The sequence below is a fragment of the Streptococcus sp. ELY_125 genome, from assembly GCF_058314535.1.
Genome location: NZ_JBZFUM010000013.1, coordinates 1 through 23,346 on the forward strand (window position 1 = coordinate 1; position 23,346 = coordinate 23,346).

The window sequence follows — 23,346 nt, forward strand, 5'->3', positions numbered from 1 at the left end:
CAAGTTCGTTTGTGGTAAGATGGGTGTAGGTCATTTATGGTAGTTCCTCTCAGACAAATGTGGTGTTTATCTGAGCCTATCATAAATGGCTTTTTTCTGTCTAGCTTAATTTTACAAATTGGGTTATAAAGGCTTTTGTCTCTAAATAAGCCCGATAATCAGCCAATGCAATATGTTCCAGCAATACGTTGTTGATAGATTTTAAATAGTTAAGCCTAGTCACACGTATAACAATGAGTAAAATTATAAATATAATTGCACCCGAAATTTGCGGAGTGGAAATAATTTTAGCAGAGTACAGCATAAAACCAATCATCGAAAAGAAATAATATCCAACAATGATCGCTAGTGATACCCAGAAATATTTTCTCTTTATCCTACTGATATGATTCATTTTGCATTATCCTTCCTATCCGAAAGCTAAAGCCGGTATAGCTATTTCAGGAGAAAAAACAACCGCTGCCTTATCGGCCTTGGAGACGGCATCGACAGCATCATAAAACCAATTCTTTAATCTCATTTTGTCAGCGATTCTTTGTAATTTTTCGATTTTGGACCATACCATAGTTGCTATACCCTGCTAATAAGCATACCCCAACAGTACTGTGACTTTAGTTGAGCCATCAGTTGGTAAAATATGGTAAAAAGGTGTATTTATTTCGCGCTCATTAGCATCCAGAGTCCAGAGAAGCTCTGCATAAGCAATCTTAGTTAGATTTTCATAATCATGGCTGACCGCTGTTGCAATGAGATTTTTTACCTCAAAGTAAGATGAAAATATCGTATCTTTAAGATAAAGATAGTCTTCTTCCAAGGGAAGGAAAAACTCAATGTCCACTATCCCTTCATTATTTGGCATATTATTAAGACTATAGACAATTGGTCCATTAATATGTCCGCCGGCTTGCTCAACTTCAGTTATAAAGCCATCAATTTTTTCAGTCATTTTATTATAGGGGAATGCTTCACGCATTCGGATAACATTCCTAGCTCCTAATGTTTCTACCACACTGACATTATCACCTAATCTATACTTCATTAGTCCACCTCACTATAGACATCTACAAAAATTTTATCTTCCACGGTATAGAGAACATGGTAGACTGCTAAGTAGTTAGCACCACCTCTATATTTTGAATAAATTTCGTCATAGTATTCCTGTAATTCAGTTGGAATCAGCGTGGAGAAGTCAGGGCTATTTAATAATACATTTTGCTCGAATACTAAGCTCTTGAGTTCTGAAACTTTACTGTATACTTCATTTCCAATAGTTGTAAAGATAAGCATATCATTAAGTTCATCATTATCAGAAAATAGGATTGTTTTAAAATAAATGGGACCGTCAGAGTATACCTGTCCCAAAAGATTTTTGGCAAACTCATCTCCCACATCATACACTTGTTTACAAACCTCCTCGGGTTGTACATCAGTTGGTTTTGTTGTTAAAAAACCAACAACATTATTCATGCTTAAGTATTTTTCCTGTAAGTTAATCGCCATTTTAACCTCCCTTAGTTATTCTTCATAGTCAGGATATTTATGCACATAATAGGCTGCATACAGAGCATCTACAACAAGCGCTGGCAATGTTAAAGTCAGCACGATACCTATAAGAAGACCAAAAATGTTTGCGATATGCCCAGTTAAAATCGCTGGAGCTAAAAGAGCCAATCCAAATGTAATGACAAAATTTGTTTTCCACTGAGTTTTTCGAGTATGCTTACTTCCCCACTGATTAAATGTCCAAACTTTCCCTTGGTTTTTAGGAAGATAGTACCAAGAATACGACAATAATGCACTTATAAATATAACCATCATAATAATTACATATACAATAGATAAGGGGTTTGAATAAATGGTATTAGCATTAGAGGGACTTCCATTAGACACAAGCATTAACAATCCTATGAAGTCTAATCCGATGAGTATAGATAAAAAGACTAATGAAATCCAAAAATATGTAATTACATTAATAACAGTCAAACCAAATGCTTTAAGCATACCTAATATCAAACTTACTATATTGATAATGATACAGGATAAAAATATAATTTTAATAATCCCAATTTTATCTTCAAAACCACCAGCAAAATACAAAAATATTGATATTGGTAGGCCAATAAATGGAAATCCCAAACTATACCCTAAGCTTACGGGAGTTTGAATTAATGGCCCATAATATCGTTCTTCATATACTTCTTCATTATTTATCATAGTCCAAACCTCTTTGCTAAACCTTTTAGCCCCTTCTTAGCTGCTCCTGTGACAGAGTCGCCTCCTAAGAACTTAAATTTATGATCCATTACTGCACTAATACCCATAAAAATCCGTACTTATAGCCCTGGTGGCGTATATTGATAGACTTTAACACATTTACCTTTATTGTCAAAGGCCATAACAAAGTAAGCTTTATCATTATCATATATTAGAGACAAAGGATTATCTTTTATCACATAAACTTCTTTGTTATGACCCAGCATGGATGAATCAAACTTGCCGTATCGTCTTTCAATTTCGGTTCTATTTTTTCCGAGCATCCAATGATTATCATATTTCCAATAAACTCGATTACGAAAGTAAAGAAATAAGGAAACAATGCATATAACAAAAGAAATTAGCATTATTGAGACTATTTTTTTATTTTTCACCATGAGCTTCCTTCTGTTTTTTTACACTGTCATCTTCTAAGATATAGTATCGGTCATAAACACCGCTTTCATCTTCTTCACCAAGTCCCATATCTGCTCTAAGGGCTCTTTCTTGCCAATTAAAACCTGGTATATATTTTTTCCAATTATCAACAGCGTCAGCATGAAATTCTACCTCTGCAGCAAAAGAATTATAGTTAACATTTCCAGTTGAAACGGCTAAAATAGCCTGTCGTTCATAATGGGTAAGGTTGTCAGGATCTTTTACCGTAATATCACCTGTTTCTGGATTATAGATATCATACCCGGCTTTCTCATTTAACTCTTCTAAATATATTGGAATTCGCCGTAATTTTTCTCGTTCGTTGAGCAATGCCTGCTCAGTTACAGGACCAGTTATCTTGCCTAAACGATTATCTATATTTTCTATTTTATCCAAAATATCGTCCAACGGTTGAGAATTTATCGTATTAGATCCATTTTCTTTAATAACCTTATCGGTAAATAAATCTGCTACTAAATAGCTGCCATCACTATCTGTATTTCTGAAATATTCTAATATTGTGCTATCAGCTTTTTGCCCCGTATCGTTGACAATTCTCTGAAATTCATTAAAGAAGCGATCGGAATCTTTGATCGTGTTACTGTCATCTGAAAATTTAAATAAATTATTAATGTCAGTAGCAATGAAGGGAATTGATACACCGTGCCCACCTTGAGAGTCCCCAAGCTCACGCATTTTTAAAACACTGTAGGAATAACCATTTTCTCCCTTAACCCCATAAATAAAGTGATCATCATAAACTTCATCAACAGAGACAGTACTACCATCAATAATAACTTCTGTTTTCCCTATTGATTTCAATATTTCAGAAATAGGTTTATTTATAACGAAAAATCCATCATCAGTCATCTCAATATCATTTGTGGTAATGGCATTACGAACCTCTTCCGGCAAGGAATCATAGAACTCTTTTTTCTCCCACTGAGAATTAATCGTCTTGGTCCACTCCATATCCTTCTTTTCAGGGATCGTGAAAGTCCCGCTGAAGACAGGGAGCCCATTAATGGCTGAAAAAGCACTGGAGACCGTACTGTCACTCGTAGATAAATCACTAAAGAAACCGCTTGAATCACCGCTGTATTTATTCAGGGCATTGATCTGACGCTGAACCTTGTCTTTTTGGGTTCGGGTGTTATCTAAATTTCTTTGAGCATCTGAGGCATCTTCGCCATTGCTATTGGCGGTGTCTACAGCTGACTGATAGCTCGTCTCCATTGAGGTTAAGGAGTCTAACTGGGCCTGCAGGATATCCGTATCCAAACTTTCATTTCCTAAATCTTCGGTATTGCGGTATTCACTTGGTAACTTGCTAACAGCTTCATCTAATCCTTCTTCATAGAGAATTGCCGCTTTTAATAAAGGCACCAAAACTGAGTTCGCATAAGTTTTAGCACTGTCATAGGCTTGGCCTGTTAAGCTGCTTTCGCCGGCAAAGGCACTTAGGGCTCCCATGGTCGTTTCGTAGGCCGTTATTCGCCCGCTGGTTACTGTTGAGACACTGCTGCTCTGGCTATCTGAGCTGCCTAAATCCATTTTTACCATATTATCTAATCTCCTTCTCTATTTCAAACAAGACATAGGAATTAATTATTTTACGAGAGATATCAAGGTGAGCTTCCCAATCGTGATAAACTTCCATAAACCGTGTTTCTTCTTCATCTTTATAGCCTTCAAAAACTACTTGAACAATAATGTCGTGCTGAAGAAACAGAATTGAGTCCGCCTGCGTTTTTTGAGGATAAATCCCAATATCCTCAAGCACGCAGTCTTCGATAGTATCATTATCAAATACGCACTTACAACTCTGGTGGCGTATATTGGTAGACTTTAACGCACTTACCTTTATTGTCAAAGGCCATAACAAAGTAAGCTTTATCATTATCGTATATTAGAGACAAAGGATTATCTTTTATCACATAAACTTCTTTGTTATGACCCAGTATGGATGGGTCAAACTTGCCGTATCGTCTTTCAATTTCGGTTCTGTTTTTTCCTAGCATCCAATGATTATCATATTTCCAATAAACTCGATTACGAAAGTAAAGAAATAAGGAAACAATGCGTATCACAAAAGAAATGAATATTATTGAGATTATTTTTCACCATGAGCTTCCTTCTGTTTTTTTACATTGTTATCTTCTAAGATATAGTATTGATCATAAAAACCGCTTTCTTTTTCTTCAACAAGTCCCATATCTGCTCTAAAAAGTGCACAAAAAGGCTGAAGAAAAAGGTCGTCCAGCTAAAGCTGACTTTGACATTTTGGGTTTGATTGATCTTGATTTATATACTCCTCGATTTTAAACTGCTACATGTTAGTAAGCATACCCCAGTAATACCGTAACTCGTCCAGTTCCCTCTGGTATCAAGACATGATAAAAGGGGGTGTTCTGTTTCTGATTGTTTTGTTCTAAAGTCCATAGCAGTCTTGCATAGGCCTCTTTCGTTAAATCTTCGTAATCGTGATCTACTGAGGCCATTATAACATTATTGATTTCAAAGTAAGACGAGAATGTCATATTTTCAATTTGAATATTTTCCTCCTCTAAGGGCAGAAAAAATTCAATGTCCATATTACCATCGTAGGGAATATTGTTAAGACTATAAACAATCGGACCTGCAGGATGACCTCCAGCAGTTTCAATCGCTGTCATAAAAGCATCCATTTCCTCTTGCATGTGACTGACATGAAATGTCTTACGCTTTCTGATAACATTACGAGCTTCAAACACATCCTCATTAGTTACACCTTGAGCTACAATATAATCCATCAGTTTTCCTCCCAGCTGCTGTAAGCATCTACTGCAACATTCTCTTTATTAGGATGGTACAGTACATGGTAAACCGCCAATTTATCTAAAGACTTTCCAGAATATTTCGCAGCTAACGCATCATAATACTCTGACAAATTATTAGATGAAAAGGTCGCAAAATCTTCACTATCTACCAAAATTTTCTCCGCAAATAAAAGCGGTCCAGTCTCCTTATTTGTTGGCGTTATTTTATTACCAAAAGTAGTAAAAATATCTATAGATTCTGAGTCAGAAAACGGATAGCTCTTGAAATAAACAGGACCATCTGAATATACTGTATCCATCATTCCTTCAATAAAATCCCGACCTAAAACATAGATATCCCAACAAAGTTGATCAGTCAAGATATCTACTAGGCCTTCTTCCTTATAGCCCACCATCTGTATAATGCTTAATGCTTTGGGTCTAATATCCATTGCGTTCTCCTAACTTTTTTAATAGCATATAAATTTCAAAATTTCTCAACATTCAAAGTTCCTCGGGATTTTTTCTTACATAGAGAGCTGCGTACAAAGCATCTACAAAAACAGCTGAGCTGAGAGTGTTCCCGTTATCAAAACTCCCAGAAAGCCGCCAAAAACATTTTCAAGAGTATCTGTTAATAATGATGAGAGGAACATAACCGCACCAAAAGCGATACCAAAATTACGTCGCCAATCTCCTTTCTTATTCTTTGTTTTGATATCATAAGTCTCCCATTGGTTCCATTTCCAGACTTTGCCCTGATTCTGTGGAAGATAGTACCAAGAATAGACGCCGCAAGAAGTTAAAAAGAGGAGTAACATGATGATATTATAAATGGCTGAAATCAATGAATATATTCCACCATTTCCTACACCCATAAACAAACCAATAAAACTAAAATCAATAATGATAACCAGAACAATCAATGCAATCAATATGTAAGTGAATGTTTGAAAATGGTAAAATAGGTGCTGGCTAAATGACCACAAAATACAAAATAGACTAATTGAAACACAGATTAGGAATATAACTTTGAAGACTCCAACTTTGTCAATGAAGCTATTTCCCCATAATAACAAAGACGATATAAAAAGAGTAATCCAAGGAAATAATCTAATATATCCAAAATGTGTACCGTCCTGAATCAGGGGGCCGTGATATCTTTCATTTTTCATATTACCCACCAAATAATCCTTCTAGACCTTTTTTAGCCCATCCTGTTATTGAATCCCCTCCAAACCATTTTTGATTGGCAGCCCATGAAACTCCCATACCAGCCACAGCATTACACTGATAACCCACCAGCTAAAGTGAGTCCTCCTCTGGGTGCTTTCTAATGTAAATCGCTGCATAAACGGCATCAACTATAACCGCAGATAGAGTCGAAGTCATCAAAATTCCTAAAAATAGCCCAAAGACATTCTCTACATAGCCTGTCAACAGTGCTGGAACAAACATCACTGCCCCAAAGGTAATCAAAAAATTATTGGTGAAGGCACTCTTTCTATCTTTAGCCCCCCCTTGGTTAAAAGCCCAAACTTTGCCTTGGTTTTTGGGCAGGTAATACCAAGCATAAACACCGCAGAAAACGAGAAAGAGAAGCAAGATAGGGATAACATAAATTAAAGTTAGAGGTGAACCATAAATTCTCTTCGCATCAATAGTACTACCAGCTGAATCTGATACAAACATCATCAAACCAATAAAGTCCAGCCACATCAGCGTCGTCCAAGTCATCAAAGCAACCAAGATATAGGCGAAAGACTTAAAGCGATTAACAAGAGTATGGAAAAAGGAAAAGAGAATACTTACCACATTGATAATAATACAAACTAAGAAGGGGCCTTTAATGAAACCTAAAGTATCACCTTGTCCCCATCCGAAGAAAAATAGAAGAGAAAAAGGTAAGTTAATCCAAGGATAGATTTTAAGGTAACCTAAACTCACACCATCTTGAATCAAAGGGCCATGATAGCGTTCATTAGGAACTGTTGTTTTCTGGCGTTTTATCTTTACCATTAGCTAAACCACCCCGCTACTGTTTTTAAGCCACCGCCAATGGCATTTGTGGCACCTTTCAGACCGTCCTTGGCAAGATCTGTTACTGACTTATTTCCTAGGAAGCCAATTTTTTGTCCCATAGCCCATGAAATTCCCATCCCAGTCGCAGCACTACACTGGTAACCTGCCAGCTAAAGTGAGTCCTCCTCTGGATGCTTCCTGACATAGACTGACGCATAGAGGGCATCCACGAATACTGCAGAGAATGTTGATGTCATCAAAATACCTAAGAAAATCCCAAAGACATTTTCTGCATAGCCGGTTAATAGGGCTGGGACAAATAATACAGCCACAAAAGCAACCCCAAAGTTGGTCATAAATTGACTCTTTTTACCTTTACCTTTCACACCGTAGGTTTCCCATTGATTGATTTTCCATACTTTTCCTTGATTTTTAGGCAAGTAGTGCCAAGCGTAAAAACTACAAGCTATAATAAAAATAACAAGCATGGCAATAACATAAATGGCTGAAGCGAAAGAATAAATCCTCGAGAAAACTTCACCTCCATTGACACACATCATCAGACCAATAAAATTTAAATCAAGGAGTAAACTAAGAACAATCAGTGCAATTAATAGATAAGTGAAACTTTGAAAACGATAGATAAACTTTTTAATAAAGGATAGTAAGATACTAATTAAGCTAATGAAAGTGCAAAGTGAAAAAATTACGATAAAAACTCCTATTTTGTCATTAAATAGTGAACCTACTAGCATAAATCCTGAAAGAAATAGAGCAATCCAAGGAAATAATTTAATATAAGCTAGACTAACCGGATTTTCGATAAGCGGGCCATGATAGCGTTCATTTTTCATATTATCCTCCAAATAAACCTTTGAGCCCTTTTTTAGCCCATCCTGTTACTGAATTACCGCCAATCTTCCAATTATCTGCAACCCATGAAATCCCCATACCAGCAGCACTACACCACCTACCAGCTAAAGCGAGTCCTCCTCTGGGTGCTTTCTAATGTAAATCGCTGCATAAACGGCATCTACAATAACTGCCGGAAAGGCAAACGTCATCAAAACTCCTAAGAAAAGACCAAAGGCATTTTGAAGATAGCCTGTCAACAAAGTTGGGACAAACATCACTGCCCCAAAGGTAATCAAAAAATTATTGGTGAAGGCACTCTTTCTATCTTTAGCCCCCCCTTGGTTAAAAGCCCAAACTTTGCCTTGGTTTTTGGGCAGGTAATACCAAGCATAAACACCGCAGAAAACGAGAAAGAGAAGCAAGATAGGAATAACATAAAATAAAGTTAGGGGAGAGACATATAAATTTTCAATGCTACCCGAATCACCAGATGATACAAACATCATCAAGCCAATAAAGTCCAGCCACATCAGCGTCGACCAAGTCATCAAAGCAACCAAGATATAGGCGAAAGACTTAAACCGATTAACAAGAGTATGGGAAAAGGAAAAAAGAAGACTCACGACATTAATGATAATGCCGGCCAAAAAGACGCCTTTGATAATACCAAAATGAGTAGTGTTTTCTCCCACAATTCCCAAATAAAAGAAGAAAATAGAAAAGGGTAGGTTAATCCAAGGATAGATTTTGAGATAGCCAAGACTGGCACCATTGGTGATTAATGGTCCGTGGTAACGTTCTCTTGGAGACACTGTTTTCTGTTTTATCTTTGACATCAGCTAAACCACCCCGCTACTGTTTTTAAACCACCGCCAATGGCATTTGTGGCACCTTTCAGACCGTCCTTGGCAAGATCTGTTACTGATTTATCACCAAGTTCCTTAAATTTGAAATTTGCAGCCCATGAAATTCCCATACCAGCTGCAGCTCCGACAACAGTGCCAAGGGGACCGCCAACCATGGTTCCAATTGCAGCACCAGCAGCGGCAGCACCGGCACCTGAGACAGTATCAACGCCTTGATCAACCGCAAAGTTTCTAATTTTTTCTCCTACGGAAGAGCTCTTATCATCGAAGAAATTCTCTTTAATATTGTCTCCAACACTCAAAACCGTTCCGATAGCACCAAGGCCTTTGGCCGCTTTTCCGAATTTTGTCAGCTTAGAAACATCTTTCCAATTGAAGTCATCCCATACTTTCAGTGAAGACTTAAAGCTCCCCTTAGCTGAATCCGCAGCATCGCCTAAGGCATTCTTCCAGCCAGTAGCCTTGACACCTCTGCCGATATTGGTCTTTCTAATATCTTCCTCACCTGTGACATCATTAAATGTCTTTGCAGTCCTATTGGCATAAACACGGCCGGTGTCTCTGTTGTAGAGGTTAATCTGCTTTGAACCCATTCGGACACGTCCTTTAGAATCAACGGTAATATTACGACCGTTGATAAAGCGCGTCTCACCTTTATAAGTAACATATTTATTATAAAGTGTCACAGCTTTTTTAGCTACACCATTTGGCTTCTTACCAGAGAGAAGCCAATCTAACGCTTTATCGTAGGAAATACCTGCCTCTTTAGCTAGTTCTTGAGCTGAATGATCAATATCAGTCTCCGCAAGCTTAGCTTCCCGCTCATCCCACTGAGAATTAATGTCTTTGGTCCACTCCATATCCTTCTTTCCAGGAATCGTGAAAGTCCCACTAAATGCAGGTAACCCATTAATGGCTGAAAAGGCACTGGATACCGTACTGTCACTCGTAGATAAATCACTAAAGAAGCCTGTTGAATCACCACTGTATTTATTCAGGGCATTGATCTGGCGCTGAACCTTGTCTTTTTGGATTCGGGTGTTGTCTAAATTGGTTTGAGCATCTGAAGCATCTTCGCCATTGCTATTGGCGGTGTCTACAGCTGACTGATAGCTCGTCTCCATTGAGGTTAAGGAGTCTAACTGGGCCTGCAGGATATCCGTATCCAAACTTTCATTTCCTAAATCTTCGGTATTGCGGTATTCACTTGGTAACTTGCTAACAGCTTCATCTAAACCTTCTTCATAGAGAATTGCCGCTTTTAATAAAGGCACCAAAACTGAGTTTGCATAAGTTTTAGCACTATCATAGGCTTGGCCTGTTAAGCTGCTTTCGCCGGCAAAGGCACTTAGGGCTCCCATGGTCGTTTCGTAGGCCGTTATTCGCCCGCTGGTTACTGTTGAGACACTGCTGCTCTGGCTGTCTGAGCTGCCTAAATCCATTTTTACCATATTACCTAATCTCCTTCCAAGGGTCCTATAACTTCCCCTTGAGGAATTTGAGAACCTTCTTCTTCTAACCATTGCTGATAGAGCTCGTCAAATTTATCTTCGCTTTCATCATGATATCCTTCAAAAACGACTTTCTTAATATTTTTCTCATTAAAATAGAAAACCTTTTGAGGATTCAAACCTACAGGGTACTTACAAGCACTGTAATCATATCTAACAATCCTCTCACCATCATTTATAAGAGGAGCTCTATTTAAAATCATTAATTTTTGTGTACCATCATGTAATTGTACAATCGAACCAATACTAAGCATATCTTATTCTCCTGATTTTTAAAATTTACATACGATTAATTTTGAAGCTTGATCCAGTATTTGTTGGGAGCAAGAAATACAAAATTACCAGCGCATAAACATAGGGGTGGAAGAGTTAACAAATTGATATGGACAATATAGTTATCAACTTGAGCAGTCAAAAAGGCGTAGATAATAGCTGTACAAACAGCTAAAATAACCAAATAGGAAAAAGCAAACAGCAGAAGACGTTTTACAAAACGGGGAAAAATCCAAATTTTTTGATAGCTTCTTTTGTAGTAACTATCTGGCAACTTATAAGCTTGTGTCATCCAAATACGTAAGCCTATAACCATAAAGCCTATAAAAATAGCTAATATATAATTGAACATTCCTGCAGAAAAATATAGATATTGATTAACATTAAAACCAATTCCAAGCAGCATGGCTAACAATCCCGAACCTAAGCTATAGCGAAAACCATAGCGGCTGAAAACTTCACGAATATGCTCACTCATTTCGGGAGAGTTAGATAGTTGTTGATACTCTGTTTGCGTTATAGGATAACAACGGTGAGGAACAAAGTAAATAAGAACTGGAAAAAAGTAAACAATGAGAAGGGGAGTATCTGCATCTAAAAGGTAATATTGATTCGTAGATTTTAAAATACGGTATCGTAAATTCCTTTTTCTCAAAAATTCGATTTCGGCTTTCTGCATTGTGAATTCCTCTCATTAATCAAATGGATTAATGGCACTTATGCCGCTTGATATAGCGTCGCCTACCTTATCCGCTTTATCTTCAACCCAGTCTTTTGCTTTTCCTGCATTATCCTCAACCCAGTCTTTTGCCTTTCCAGCCCCCTTATCAATCCATTCTCCAGCAGCGTCTAAGCCATCTTGCATTCCTAAGAAATTATGATCATAACCCCACTCGAACAATTGAACTGCTCCGTATCCCACAGCAGCTCCTGCCAAAGCAGCCCAGCCAACTGGTCCACCTGCAATACCAGTTATCACTGCTGTAGTCAAGGCGCTAGTTCCTAAACCGACTGCTGTACTTGCTCCTGTATGAGTAATGCCTTGACCGACTGTTTTCCCCTTATTAGCAACATCGTTCCAAACACCTACACCAAAGGCAGCAAGTTGGACATAAGGATTACTTAAAACTCTACCAAATTTACTGATTGCACTCCCTTTGCTTACCGTTGCAAGCCCTTTCTGATAACCATTCCTATATAACCTTTTGCCTGTGTCAAGTATCACAAAACCACCAGCCCCCCCCTTGAGAGGCCACAGTGATTTTACTAATAATCTTAGCTAGCTTGTCCGTTCCGCTAGATACAACCCAGCCACCAGCTCCTTTTACCAGATCACCAATATTACTCATATATTGTAAAATAGTATTAGCAATGGAAGGCCCTGAATCCTTATTACTTTCTTTTGTTGGAACGTTAACACCATGGTTTGTATAATAGGTGTTGATAGCATTCATCATTGGAGTGGAAAGTTGCGTATTTGGATGGTTCTGTGCATAGGTAATTAAGGCTTTAATATCACTATCCGTCAGTTCTTCACCATTACTAACTTTTCTGGCAACCAATTGGTAAGCCTCTCGCTCATCCCACTGCGAATTAATGGCTTTAGTCCACTCCATATCCTTCTTTCCAGGAATAGTGAAGGTCCCACTAAATGCAGGCAACCCATTAATCGCTGAAAAAGCACTGGATACCGTACTGTCACTCGTAGATAAATCACTAAAGAAGCCTGTTGAATCACCACTGTATTTATTCAGGGCATTGATCTGACGCTGAACCTTATCTTTTTGGGCACGCGTGTTATCTAAATTGGTTTGAGCATCTGAAGCATCTTCGCCATTGCTATTGGCGGTGTCTACAGCTGACTGATAGCTCGTCTCCATTGAGGTTAAGGAGTCTAACTGGGCCTGCAGGATATCCGTATCCAAACTTTCATTTCCTAAATCTTCGGTATTGCGGTATTCACTTGGTAACTTGCTAACAGCTTCATCTAAACCTTCTTCATAGAGAATTGCCGCTTTTAATAAAGGCACCAAAACTGAGTTTGCATAAGTTTTAGCACTATCATAGGCTTGGCCTGTTAAGCTGCTTTCGCCGGCAAAGGCACTTAGGGCTCCCATGGTCGTTTCGTAGGCCGTTATTCGCCCGCTGGTTACTGTTGAGACACTGCTGCTCTGGCTGTCTGAGCTGCCTAAATCCATTTTTACCATATTAATTTCCTTTTCTTTTTTCTTTTAACTTAGTTTCTTCCTCTTTAAAATTAATACGTTGACGTTCATAATAGAGCTTATCCAAACGAATATTCAATTTTCTTTCTTCAGCTTGAAATTTTTCCCTTTTTAGTTCAAATGAGGCGTGCATCTTTTTATTTGAAGTCTCCGCTATCATCAGCATATCCTCGTAGGCTAATTGTTCGGAGGAGTTTGTAACATAATAGTCTAGAATTTGTCTAAGATGCATGAGAGCATTATTGTTATGGGCTGTCATCTCATTCTCATAAATTTCAAACTTTCTCTTCCTGCTATATAAATCATCTAGTTGGCGATTAACAGCTAGCTCTTCTTTGTTTACATCACTTACTGTGCGTATTCGTTTATTATCCATTTTCATTATATCCTAAGCATTAATGCTGCTGTCCTGCAGCATTTCTATCTTTTCCATGTACACCGCTAGTTCCAGAGCTCGAACTATTAATACTATTAGCTGTTTGGGCATCCGCCGACTCAAACTCAGAAGCTACACTGTTCAGGTTCGAATAAAAACCATTTATGGCTCCCTCTACCTGCGAAGCGTATGATGATTCATTATCAATATAGCCTGAGGCTGTCGCATTCCCTCCGATTGTACTCGTACTATCTTTTGTAACCTGGGAATCTGTTGAAATACTGTTAACACCACTAGTAATTGCTTGAGCGTGCTGTCCTGCAACTGCTGATGAACTTTGAATTGTACCTGCCATATTATTTATTCCTCCAAAAATGCTGTTTTATTTAGTCACTAAAGGCATCATAGCCAGAAGCCTTGCTTTTCATAGTTTGTTGGATAGATTTCGATAATTTTCCTTTTATATCATTATCTAGTTTGCCTGCAATCTGCTCTAAGTTTGACTTAGTCTCACTTGCAATAAGTTTAACATATTCATCAAAAAAATTCTTAGCATCATCTCGCTCTCCTTTTCTAATCGGGGCATGAATATGCTTTATAGACTCCCTATTTAAAGATTTAAGTGCTGCTACCTTACTTTGAACATTTGGATCTTTTGAAACTTGATCAACTACATAATCATAGCTATCCGCGACCGACTCTTTAAAATTATCCCAGGCATTGCCCATTAACATCACCCTTTCTTTTCTTCTTTTTCTGCCAAATCGATTTTAACGAGCTCTTGATGAAGATCAGCTATCTTATTTTCTTGGGCACTGTGACGCTTACGGTAATCTTGCTCGAACTCATCTTTTTCTTCCTCTAGTTTTCTGCGATGAGAAATAAACTGATTATGGTTTAACCGATTAGCCTGCTCCGTTAAATTAGCTAATTTTTGTCTAGCTTCTTCAAAGTTTGGATTGTCTCCATATTGGTGGAGCATGGCCATTGAGCCTTCATAATTATTTTCTATTCCTTCTTGAAGGGATTGCTGCAGTTCTTTTAACTGATTGAACTTCTGCTCAAAGATCTGTTTTTTAGCATAATAGTCTGTTTCCATTTTTTCAAGAACAAGACGTTCCTGCCAGTGCTTGTCATTAATTTCATCCCATTTTTCAGCCCATTTATCCTTCATTGATCATCCCTGCTATCTCACTGTCTGTTTGTACCATGGTTGTAATCGCGTTCGCAATCTGACCTTCCAGCTCACTGAAATCATCTGCCAAATCTTGAAACTTTTGCGTGGTTTTGGAACAATGCCGCTCAACATTACCAACAATACTATCGTAAGTACAGCCCGCCTCCGCATAAGCTTCCTTGACCTCATCAGGGCTCAAAATCATGCCAAAGGGAACATCGTTCAATTTATCGTAGACTGCCTTAGCTTTCTCTTTCGCCTTGGTCGCTTGGGCTTGCGCCTGAGTGACTGCCTCCTGTGAAACGCTTGTTAAACCCTGGATAACCGCTGCTGCCTGCTCGGCATCCAAAAAGATTTTCTCTGACCCTGTCAAACCACCGGAGGAATAGGTCTTTTTCATCGTTTCGACTGCCTTCATCTGGCCGTCTACACTCTTCAATGTTGCCTGAACCCTCTTAAGAGACGCCTGCTCTGAAACAATGGCTTGAACCTGCTCCATTTGGTCCGGATCTGCTACAATGGCGCCCATACTATGGCCGCCAGAAGCATTTAAGACAATCTCTTCCCCCAGATAAACAGCTCCCGCTCGATTGACAATCGCATTGAGCGGATCGCCTTGGGTTCTGATACGGGTCACCTTGCCCGTGAACTTTTTTTGATCCTGCTTGATATCATTGATATTGCCTGTAGTAGACAGGTCGACAAGTAACGCTAAGGCAGGATTCTGTTTCAGAACCGCAGTCGCTGTTGGAATGTAAAGGGGAGCGGCGTTATAGACGACAGTGGTTTGAGCATTCTTTTCCAGGGCGACACGCTGGGCGACATTACCGCCTAGGGAGTGACCGGTTAGGGTCAGATTAGAGGCTCCGTATTTGTCTGCCATCTTATCGTAGAACTGATAAGCTGAATCATAATGACCGCCTGTACCAACACCTATATCGATAATATCAGTTTTGACATCGGTGAGGGTATCACCATCAGGATTGGTGCCTGTATAGGCGACGATAACTTCTCCGGTATTCGTGTCTTTAAAGGCGGTTCCGCTGGTACCCGTTGACTTATCGTAAAAGCTGTCAACATACTCAAGGTTGGAGGGGATCCTTTTACTACGTCTCAAATATTGTTGAATCTCAATCTGACCACTTTTTGTAGATAGATCAATGTTATTTTTTACCGCGTAAGTTTCGACATCATAGGTGATTTTAGAGGCATACGCTGTATCTTGTGCTTCATTAACTTGCTTAGCCATGACTTTATCTTCTCCTACTCTATTTGCTATATTTATCAATAGTTTCAAAAAATTCTATTTCATTTGTAAATTTAAAATATAGGCTTCTTTCATAGTAGTCCTTACCACTACCTGAAATTTCAAATTTATTAATTTCCTCATCCTTGAGATTCAAAAATTTATTAATAGCTGAGTCAGATAATTGATACGCTATGTTAAAACTGCCGCTTTGGCTATTATAGCCATGATCTGTCGATTTCAACTTGTCCAGATAGGCTTGATTAATCGCTAAATGCTGAAAGAGAAACTCATCTGTCGGCCAATACTGTTTAACAGACGGATCTGAAAAAACTAGGTGACTGTCTTCTACTCTTACATCACTGACTTTTTGTGCGTCATCAATGGGATCTCTGACCAAATCCCCTTTGATTTCTTTAGTATTAGGATCACCTTCTACATTTAATTCATAGGTCACACCATCTTTGCCAGTATAGGACTGCCTTATGCCAAACCCATCCGGGAATACCTTAAATAAATCCTTTGGATCCTTGGTCGGATAGACTTTGTAAATATCCGAAACGCGATTTTGTTCAATCCATTCCCGACTGTCTTTATTCAAACCGCATGCAGATAAGCCCGACAAGCCTGCCATAATTAATCCTCCTAATATTATGATGACGACTATTAATCGTTTCTTTAAGACCATACTTACCTCCTAGGCGGTATAAAAATCAATCAATTTATATGAAAAGGGATAATAGGAAGGGCTAACGATCGTTTAGGTATTCTTTTTAAAGGTGACACCATTAGTTAGATTAGTGACCATCTAAATTTTCTCCCAAACGTGAAGAGATTTTTAACTTTTTATAAGACTGCCGTGAGTGAATATAAACTTCGTCAAGATCAGGGAACGGTTCTTTGGAATCAATAACTTTATCCAGAAATCCCTGTTCGGAGATTTTCATCGCAAATAGCGTCCAAGGGGATTTGAGACGGATGGTTTTAGCTCTTGCATCATAATTAATCCCGATAAACTGGTAGCTTCCTCCAAGTATTAGATAAATTTTATATTGCCGTGCTCGTTCATAAATATCAGCCCAATCCTGAGGATTGATATTTGTTAAGCCAAAGAAACCTTCCACATCGGTTATAAAAATAAAACAATTCTCAAGTTTTTGGTAGGGGGTACCTTCTCGTTCCGTCATTTCATCCATAATAACTTGTGCCATAAGCGTGATATGACTATCATCTGAAATATAACTTGTTACTTTACCTTCGAATTCAGTATATTCTTGCTTAATGTCAACTAAGTAGGTTGATGCGGCAAAAGAAGGTTGCAAGGCAGTTTTAAGCAAATGTTGAGTTAATGTTCTCAATGCATCGCTATTATCCGTCATGTAAGTTAGAACCTGCATTTTCTCAAGTGATAATGCAAAGCTTTCTACCTCTTCAAAATCCAAGCCAAGCGGGAAACGTCCTGCCTGTAAGTCTACTTGCACACTGCTCTTTGCTGTAAAGTCCTCGAAACTAATGTGCTCAGGTACCAGTGGGATAGAGGCTGGTAAATCCCCCGTCCACAGCTCAGTCATGGTTTCTGCTTCCTCTTGGAGCATCTGTATACGGTCAAAATCTGCCTGACCATAGGCTGGCAGGGCAGCTTGGAACACTTCTGGTTGCTCCAGTTGGGCAATTCCACGTCCTGCAATATCTTCCATAATATGTTCGTGACGCCCTGTCAGTTGTTTGGCCTCATTGTCATCTGCCATTTTTAAGACCAGACGGGTCTTCAGGCTAGCTTGGAAGGCTGGTCGTAAAATCCCTTGGCGGCCTGCGGTAAGGATCAATGAGATTCCTAAGCTAGAACCCTCGCGAGAGATAGATTGGAATACTTCTTCCAAAATTTGCCCCATTGATGATTCCTTTAAGCCATCATAATTATCAATGACAAGCAGAATCTGCGGTAAATTTTTTCCACTTAATTTTCTGTAGAGGCTGATGTTAGCAACTGCGTAGCGGCTAAAAATGCGTTTCCGATGAGTAATTTCTTTTTGAATTCGTTTGATAAATTTATTTAATTTTTCAGTATCATCAACTGTAAAGAAATCTGCCACATGCGGGAGGTTTCTTAGAGGTAAAAGACCATTGGTTCCAAAATCAAAGAGATTGATATGAAGTAAATCCGGCTTGTTTTGTCGTGCCAAATCCATCACAATAGTTTGTAAAATCGTTGATTTGCCCATTGTGGGGCCTGAATAAATCACAAGGTTACCATCATCTTCAAAATTATGACTTAATGTCGACTGTCTTTGCTTACTTGGGATGTCTACAACACCAATAATCGCTTCTAGACGATCTTCTTTTTGCCAGAGTTCTTGAAAATTTTCTTGGCGTAGATCTTGCACAAAAATCTCAGTGTTCAAAGGTGGCAGCCAAGGTTGAGCCAACTGGGCGATCTTCTTTTCCTGAGTCACCTTCTGGATATGCTTAACCACGATATCCAGCTCTGTTGGGACTTCACGGATATCAGTTGCTTCATCGAGACCTGAGAGGTCCTGATTGAGAGCCTCGTACTGCCCTAACTCATTGATGGCAAAAATCGTATGATCTTCTATGCCCTGTTCTTCCTTATCGGGCTGGTAATCCGCCCCTGACCAAGCACTTTGGAAAAGTTCATAGACTTCATTATTCCCGACTTGCAAATAAGCCCGTCCCGCCTGAGTGATAGTAGCCGCATCCGGCGTGTGTAACATTTCCTGTGAGTCGGCCTTGTCCGCCACTTTAAGGGAAATACGAAAGTTAGAATTGGATCTAATTTGGTCATTAACAACCCCAGCTGGTTTTTGGGTCGCAAGGATGAGATTAACCCCAAGAGAACGCCCAATCCGAGCGGTTGACACCAGCTGTGTAATAAATTCGGGCTGCTCATTCTTTAACTCCGCAAACTCATCACTGATGATGACCAAATGGGGCAGGGGTTCGGAGACTTCTCCTTGCTTATACTTCTTCTGATAGGCATGGATATGGTTGACATCAGCCTCAGCAAAGAGCCTCTGACGGCGCTCATTCTCAGCCTTGATTGACGCTAGAGCCCGCATGGACTGATTCCCATCCAAGTTGGTAATAGTCCCTAGGACATGGGGCAGGTCTTTAAAGAGATTGGCCATGCCCCCACCCTTATAGTCAATCAAGAGAAAGGCCACATCGTGGGGGTGAAAATTGACTGCCAGGGATAGAATATAAGACTGGATCAGCTCCGACTTACCAGAACCAGTCGTCCCGGCAATCAGACCGTGCGGCCCATGCGCCCGCTCATGCAAATCTAGCTTAACGTAATCCTCTGCCCCACGTAATCCCAAAGGAACAGCCATAGACTGGTGGGGTGAGTGCGACTGCCAGCGTTCGAAAATTCCCAGTTCCTCCGCTCTATCCACCCTATACATATCAAGGAAAGTGACAGCGTCTGGGATGGCCGACTTAAGTGTCTTGAGGTGGTTTAGAGGCGCCAGCCGGCGGCTTATTTGTTCCTTATCATAACCTTCTGGGAAATGGTCCAGAGCGAACTCATGATTTTTGAGTTCGCCTTCTTCCATGACAAGTTCACCAGTAGCTTGGTCTTTTAAGCGGATAACTGTCTTAACATTCTCAGGCAGGGAACGCATGATATCTTGCACGAAGATCAGGCTACAGCCCAAGGCGGTCGGATCTCCGGCGAAGAATTCCATGATAACATGGTCCGTAATCAGGGTATCATCTGTCACCAACACCACATAGTGGGGCAGATGGATCAGCTCTTGGTTGGCCCCAGCTTCCTTCTGCTTGAGCTGACGCTGTCTTAAGGTCTCCATCAGTCGGTTGAGGATTTGATCACGGGTACGGTCATTATAGACGAAGCCTCGGACATTAACATCCTGCAGGGTTGCATGAGGCAGCCAGTTCAGCCACTGCCACTGGTCTTTTTCGGCCTCAGGCATGATGGTGATAAACTGCAGATCATGGTAAGAGTGAAAGATAGCCAACTGGTGAATAAGGAGCTGGAGTTGTTCTAAAACCAAGCGCCTCTCACCGACATAACCGACTGGACCGTTCTTGAGATTGGCTAGAACTGGCATATCATCTAGCTTTTTATGAGACTCATAGAGGGCAAAGCCTTCCACTTCCAGAGGATCTTTAACACCTGAGCGCTCCTGCTGGGAGTACTCTAATCTGTAGCTGGTCGGCACTTCTCCTAGCCCTAAGCGGTAATAGAGAAAATCGAAGTCTTTGGGGGTCTTTTCATAAATACGGTGAGAGTACTCTTGAGCTAACTGGTCGAGTTGAACCAGAGCAGGATAGTGATAAAACTGGCCGAAACGCTGTTCCTGTGCTAACTTCGTCAGTTGGATAGACTTGTCTGAGAGGTAGGCATGGTAGGCCGAAATCCGATCGACCAAGCTCTGCTTATATTCCCGCTTGTTACGAAAATAGTTCTGAACAGAGAAAATAGCAGTTGTGATACTCATGGCTACTGCCATGAGTATGTAAAGCCCCCGTGGTTGAAAGACTGAAATCAGGATGACCACCCCGATCATGACTAGAGGCGGAACCAACATTCTGAGCAGTTCATTACGTGGTTTATTGGGCACTTGCGGCGGTGCATTGACCGTCATCCTATCTTCATTGGAGCGGTAGACCAAACGCGGCGAGCGGTGGTAGTCCGGATAGTCTTCATAGTACCGGTAAGCTGAAACAGCTACCTCAAGTAAAGTTACATTTTTAACAGCACCTGATACCCAGATTTCCTTAGGAAAAACCTTAAGTAGGCTGTTGCCAAAGGCCAATTCTGCTCCGAAAGGAAGCTTTTGATTTTGGGAGGTAAGATGGTTATTGAGGTAGATGGGCGCTCCGAGATTCTGAAGCTGCCAACTGCCATCCTTAACCTTGGTTAGCAGCAGGCTAATGGCCTGACTCCCCGACAGGAGATCGCTCCCAGCTAGGGTTCCGACAACTACACGGGACAGGCCATCGATGCTGTAACGACACTGATTATCAGGCTTGGGATAAACAACAAAATCCCCTATGCGAACGGCGGTGCCGAGGGGAGCTTCTTTTTCTTTAGTTTGATAGATCAGACCATCATCGGTCTGCGAGATGCTGAGGTGATCATTGAGACGCAGGGCGCCTTTTTTAGGGACCGTCAAGACTTGACGGTAGGTATCACGAAGTACAATGATATCCATGGTCTTTTTAGCTTTCCTTTTCTCTTCATAGGGTAGAAGGGGACAAACCTTTAGCCCGCCTTCCCTTACTAGTTATTTTTGTCTAAATCTACTTCTCTGATGCAGAGCCAGAGCTAGCTGACGTGGTAGCGGTACCATCATCATCCTTTCCAGATAGGGCATCTTTACGGTCTTCCCAGTACTGGTCGTACTCAGACTGCAGGCGAGAGAGCTTTTCATCGCGTTTCTTACCAGACAGATGGCTGTCCTTACGGGTTGCCGTAATCTGCTCAGCTAGGGCATAGAGGATTAAATCCACATCATCCAAACGTTTAGCCGTATCGACAGCATCACCGTGGTCGCCACGACCGATCTGAATCCAATAGTCCAAGTAGAGTTCATCTGATTTGAGAGTGATATTATTCATGACGACCTCACGCTGGTCAGCGTTAAAGTCCAGCCCTTGGATGTAGGCATAGGCCAGTTCGTATTTCTGTGTGTAAGGAATCTTGTCCAGCTTAACCCGCTCCATATCATCAATTAAGCCGGTATAGTCTTCCTTGAGAAAAGACTTATCGGCTTGCAGCATCTTAGCCTGAAAAGGACTTTGGAAAAAAACCAGATAGACTAGAGGGACACTGAGCAGGACGGCAAGAGCTGCCAGCCATATCGTTGTGTACTTATAAACAGCGAAGCGGCGCTTAGAGACCAAGCTTTGTGTTTTGGCTTCTTCAGCGACCTTCTCCTGATAAAGGGTATGCAGATAAGCTTCTAAATCTGCTAAGGTCTGAGCAGCGCGGACAGGCTCCAAAAAGGCTGGCAGTTTGAGTACTTCCAAGCTGCCATCGTAAAGGCTGGAGAACTCTTCCCTGGTAAAGAGGCTGACGATAAGGGCCTTAGCCTGCCTCAAAAAATCCTCGGGTATGAAACTCACCGGCACCATAACTCCTAGAAGACTGCGATAAGCTAATTTTAGGGTTAAATCTTTGGTAATAAAGAGATTGGCAGGATGGAGAATCAAGCCGAAAGGATAGCTGGTCACCTGACTGAGCTCAAGAATATTGAGCGAAAAACGCAGCTGCTCTGACATGGGTAATGTTTGGATCTCTCCAAAGGTACGTCCTAAGGTTGGTACTGCGTAAGTCAGGGTCACCACTTCCTCATCAACCTGATAAGTTTGCGGCAGCAGCTGGGGAGCTGGGGGCGCTAAAAGATCCAGCTGTTCTGGGTCAGCCAGATTAATCATAGAGCGCTTGAGCGTCAACTGCCAAGTACTCTGTTCTTTAATAAGTGTAAATTCTTGTCCTAAAAAGTGAAATTGCTCTTCCATGCTTTAAAGCTCCTCTAAACGCAAATAATCTCCTGTGGTAATCGGATAATCGGACAGATAAGCGGTTTCCGATAAAACTAAACCTTTATTGACCACCAAAAGCTGAGGGGAGGTGATCATTTTGGGCAATTGGTAAATCTGTCTTAATTCTTCATATAGTTGTCTAACCGTTAGGCGACGAGGAATTCTGAGATTCACTTGTCGCTTGCCTAAATCAACTGTCACGTTAATCGCCTGCATGTATTTGTTCCTCTTCTTGTCTAGCACGGCGGGCCACTAACCAGCTTATGGTTCCTGCCGCTCCTAGGGTCACTAACATGACCCCACTATACAATAGGACCGCTGTCATGTTCCAGCGGTCTTCATCTTGTCCGGCCCTAATATCCAGCGTATGAGTAACACTAGCCTGAAAGAGCGGTGTCTGACTCTGCTTGCGACTGGTTCTCACAGCCTTTGTTGTTTGAAAGAGCTGGCGCTGCTGACCAGAAAGGGCTGCCTTGCCGTCTTTGCGCGCATCCAGCTTCTGTGTTTCCTCTGGATTGAAGAGCTTCCTGACCTGTTTGGACTGCTGCCCTAAGGTTTCATTTTGATCCTGCGCCACCCGGTTGGTCTGAAACTGCAAACGGTTATCTCTTACCGTTATTCCTGAAACTCTCAGTGAAAAGAGGAAACAGCCCAAAATAAGAGCCACTGCTAAATATCTTTTGAAGCGGCGCTGCTTTAATACCATTTGAACTAACAACCGCATTTTCACTAAAGCAAGCATCACAATCTCCTTATGTCTTTACGTTCTTAATTT

The 23,346-nt window shown here is 40.6% G+C and carries 28 protein-coding genes; all 28 read right to left on the minus strand.

What is annotated here, in order from left to right:
* Nucleotides 1–580: 580 nt before the first annotated feature.
* Nucleotides 581–1,039 (minus strand): DUF5085 family protein, encoded by a 459-nt coding sequence (locus AC4HAL_RS06375; RefSeq protein ID WP_491093485.1) that lies wholly within the window; start codon nt 1,037–1,039, stop codon nt 581–583.
* The gene (locus AC4HAL_RS06380) at nt 1,039–1,500 is read right to left on the minus strand and encodes a hypothetical protein (protein WP_491093486.1); all 462 of its coding nucleotides are present in this window, start codon (nt 1,498–1,500) and stop codon (nt 1,039–1,041) included. Before AC4HAL_RS06380 ends, AC4HAL_RS06375 begins: the two co-directional genes overlap by 1 nt.
* A 15-nt stretch (nt 1,501–1,515) precedes the next feature.
* A complete protein-coding gene (locus AC4HAL_RS06385; protein WP_491093487.1) occupies nt 1,516–2,214 on the minus strand; it encodes a hypothetical protein in 699 nt (232 codons plus the stop codon).
* 119 nt (nt 2,215–2,333) lie between these two features.
* Entirely contained in the window at nt 2,334–2,651 is a 318-nt protein-coding gene (locus tag AC4HAL_RS06390) for a hypothetical protein (RefSeq protein WP_491093488.1), read from the minus strand.
* Nucleotides 2,638–4,254, minus strand: a complete 1,617-nt coding sequence (locus AC4HAL_RS06395) for a hypothetical protein (protein WP_491093489.1) — start codon at nt 4,252–4,254, stop codon at nt 2,638–2,640. Before AC4HAL_RS06395 ends, AC4HAL_RS06390 begins: the two co-directional genes overlap by 14 nt.
* A gap of 1 nt (nt 4,255) precedes the next feature.
* Nucleotides 4,256–4,474: a DUF4176 domain-containing protein gene (locus tag AC4HAL_RS06400; RefSeq protein ID WP_491093490.1), complete on the minus strand. Its 219-nt coding sequence runs from the start codon at nt 4,472–4,474 to the stop codon at nt 4,256–4,258.
* Nucleotides 4,475–5,027: 553 nt separating this feature from the next.
* Nucleotides 5,028–5,483, minus strand: coding sequence for a DUF5085 family protein (locus AC4HAL_RS06405; RefSeq protein WP_491093491.1), 456 nt, complete (start codon nt 5,481–5,483; stop codon nt 5,028–5,030).
* Nucleotides 5,483–5,941, minus strand: a complete 459-nt coding sequence (locus AC4HAL_RS06410) for a hypothetical protein (RefSeq protein ID WP_491093492.1) — start codon at nt 5,939–5,941, stop codon at nt 5,483–5,485. The genes AC4HAL_RS06405 and AC4HAL_RS06410 overlap by 1 nt, the downstream gene beginning before the upstream one ends.
* 102 nt (nt 5,942–6,043) lie before the next feature.
* Nucleotides 6,044–6,664, minus strand: coding sequence for a hypothetical protein (locus tag AC4HAL_RS06415; RefSeq protein ID WP_491093493.1), 621 nt, complete (start codon nt 6,662–6,664; stop codon nt 6,044–6,046).
* A 130-nt stretch (nt 6,665–6,794) separates the two neighbouring features.
* Nucleotides 6,795–7,508: a hypothetical protein gene (locus AC4HAL_RS06420; RefSeq protein ID WP_491093494.1), complete on the minus strand. Its 714-nt coding sequence runs from the start codon at nt 7,506–7,508 to the stop codon at nt 6,795–6,797.
* Entirely contained in the window at nt 7,508–7,630 is a 123-nt protein-coding gene (locus tag AC4HAL_RS06425; protein WP_491093495.1) for a hypothetical protein, read from the minus strand. Before AC4HAL_RS06425 ends, AC4HAL_RS06420 begins: the two co-directional genes overlap by 1 nt.
* Nucleotides 7,631–7,681: 51 nt before the next feature.
* Nucleotides 7,682–8,365 carry a hypothetical protein gene (locus AC4HAL_RS06430; RefSeq protein WP_491093496.1) on the minus strand — a complete coding sequence of 228 codons (684 nt, stop codon included), beginning with the start codon at nt 8,363–8,365 and terminating at the stop codon, nt 7,682–7,684.
* 123 nt (nt 8,366–8,488) lie between these two features.
* A complete protein-coding gene (locus AC4HAL_RS06435; protein WP_491093497.1) occupies nt 8,489–9,202 on the minus strand; it encodes a hypothetical protein in 714 nt (237 codons plus the stop codon).
* Nucleotides 9,202–10,683 (minus strand): hypothetical protein, encoded by a 1,482-nt coding sequence (locus AC4HAL_RS06440; protein ID WP_491093498.1) that lies wholly within the window; start codon nt 10,681–10,683, stop codon nt 9,202–9,204. Before AC4HAL_RS06440 ends, AC4HAL_RS06435 begins: the two co-directional genes overlap by 1 nt.
* A 5-nt stretch (nt 10,684–10,688) precedes the next feature.
* Nucleotides 10,689–10,997 carry a DUF4176 domain-containing protein gene (locus AC4HAL_RS06445; protein ID WP_447452538.1) on the minus strand — a complete coding sequence of 103 codons (309 nt, stop codon included), beginning with the start codon at nt 10,995–10,997 and terminating at the stop codon, nt 10,689–10,691.
* A gap of 35 nt (nt 10,998–11,032) precedes the next feature.
* A complete protein-coding gene (locus tag AC4HAL_RS06450) occupies nt 11,033–11,695 on the minus strand; it encodes a DUF443 family protein (RefSeq protein WP_447452539.1) in 663 nt (220 codons plus the stop codon).
* Between the two features lie 15 nt (nt 11,696–11,710).
* Nucleotides 11,711–12,241 carry a hypothetical protein gene (locus AC4HAL_RS06455; RefSeq protein WP_491093499.1) on the minus strand — a complete coding sequence of 177 codons (531 nt, stop codon included), beginning with the start codon at nt 12,239–12,241 and terminating at the stop codon, nt 11,711–11,713.
* A complete protein-coding gene (locus AC4HAL_RS06460) occupies nt 12,231–13,223 on the minus strand; it encodes a hypothetical protein (RefSeq protein WP_491093500.1) in 993 nt (330 codons plus the stop codon). The genes AC4HAL_RS06455 and AC4HAL_RS06460 overlap by 11 nt, the downstream gene beginning before the upstream one ends.
* Nucleotide 13,224: 1 nt before the next feature.
* Nucleotides 13,225–13,617 (minus strand): hypothetical protein, encoded by a 393-nt coding sequence (locus AC4HAL_RS06465; protein ID WP_491093501.1) that lies wholly within the window; start codon nt 13,615–13,617, stop codon nt 13,225–13,227.
* A 19-nt stretch (nt 13,618–13,636) separates the two neighbouring features.
* The gene (locus AC4HAL_RS06470; RefSeq protein ID WP_491093502.1) at nt 13,637–13,972 is read right to left on the minus strand and encodes a TIGR04197 family type VII secretion effector; all 336 of its coding nucleotides are present in this window, start codon (nt 13,970–13,972) and stop codon (nt 13,637–13,639) included.
* A 31-nt stretch (nt 13,973–14,003) separates the two neighbouring features.
* Complete coding sequence (locus AC4HAL_RS06475) at nt 14,004–14,351, minus strand: hypothetical protein (protein ID WP_491093503.1); 348 nt, start codon at nt 14,349–14,351, stop codon at nt 14,004–14,006.
* The gene (locus tag AC4HAL_RS06480; protein ID WP_491093504.1) at nt 14,351–14,791 is read right to left on the minus strand and encodes a hypothetical protein; all 441 of its coding nucleotides are present in this window, start codon (nt 14,789–14,791) and stop codon (nt 14,351–14,353) included. The genes AC4HAL_RS06475 and AC4HAL_RS06480 overlap by 1 nt, the downstream gene beginning before the upstream one ends.
* The gene (locus AC4HAL_RS06485) at nt 14,781–16,043 is read right to left on the minus strand and encodes a Tle-like phospholipase domain-containing protein (RefSeq protein ID WP_491093505.1); all 1,263 of its coding nucleotides are present in this window, start codon (nt 16,041–16,043) and stop codon (nt 14,781–14,783) included. The genes AC4HAL_RS06480 and AC4HAL_RS06485 overlap by 11 nt, the downstream gene beginning before the upstream one ends.
* Before the next feature lie 19 nt (nt 16,044–16,062).
* Entirely contained in the window at nt 16,063–16,728 is a 666-nt protein-coding gene (locus tag AC4HAL_RS06490; RefSeq protein WP_491093506.1) for a hypothetical protein, read from the minus strand.
* A 109-nt stretch (nt 16,729–16,837) separates the two neighbouring features.
* Nucleotides 16,838–21,238 carry a type VII secretion protein EssC gene (essC, locus tag AC4HAL_RS06495; protein WP_491093507.1) on the minus strand — a complete coding sequence of 1,467 codons (4,401 nt, stop codon included), beginning with the start codon at nt 21,236–21,238 and terminating at the stop codon, nt 16,838–16,840.
* 88 nt (nt 21,239–21,326) lie between these two features.
* Nucleotides 21,327–22,547 (minus strand): type VII secretion protein EssB, encoded by a 1,221-nt coding sequence (gene essB, locus AC4HAL_RS06500; protein ID WP_491093508.1) that lies wholly within the window; start codon nt 22,545–22,547, stop codon nt 21,327–21,329.
* A gap of 3 nt (nt 22,548–22,550) precedes the next feature.
* The gene (locus AC4HAL_RS06505; protein WP_491093509.1) at nt 22,551–22,787 is read right to left on the minus strand and encodes an EsaB/YukD family protein; all 237 of its coding nucleotides are present in this window, start codon (nt 22,785–22,787) and stop codon (nt 22,551–22,553) included.
* Nucleotides 22,774–23,313 carry a type VII secretion protein EssA gene (locus AC4HAL_RS06510; protein ID WP_491093510.1) on the minus strand — a complete coding sequence of 180 codons (540 nt, stop codon included), beginning with the start codon at nt 23,311–23,313 and terminating at the stop codon, nt 22,774–22,776. Before AC4HAL_RS06510 ends, AC4HAL_RS06505 begins: the two co-directional genes overlap by 14 nt.
* Nucleotides 23,314–23,346 lie beyond the last annotated feature (33 nt).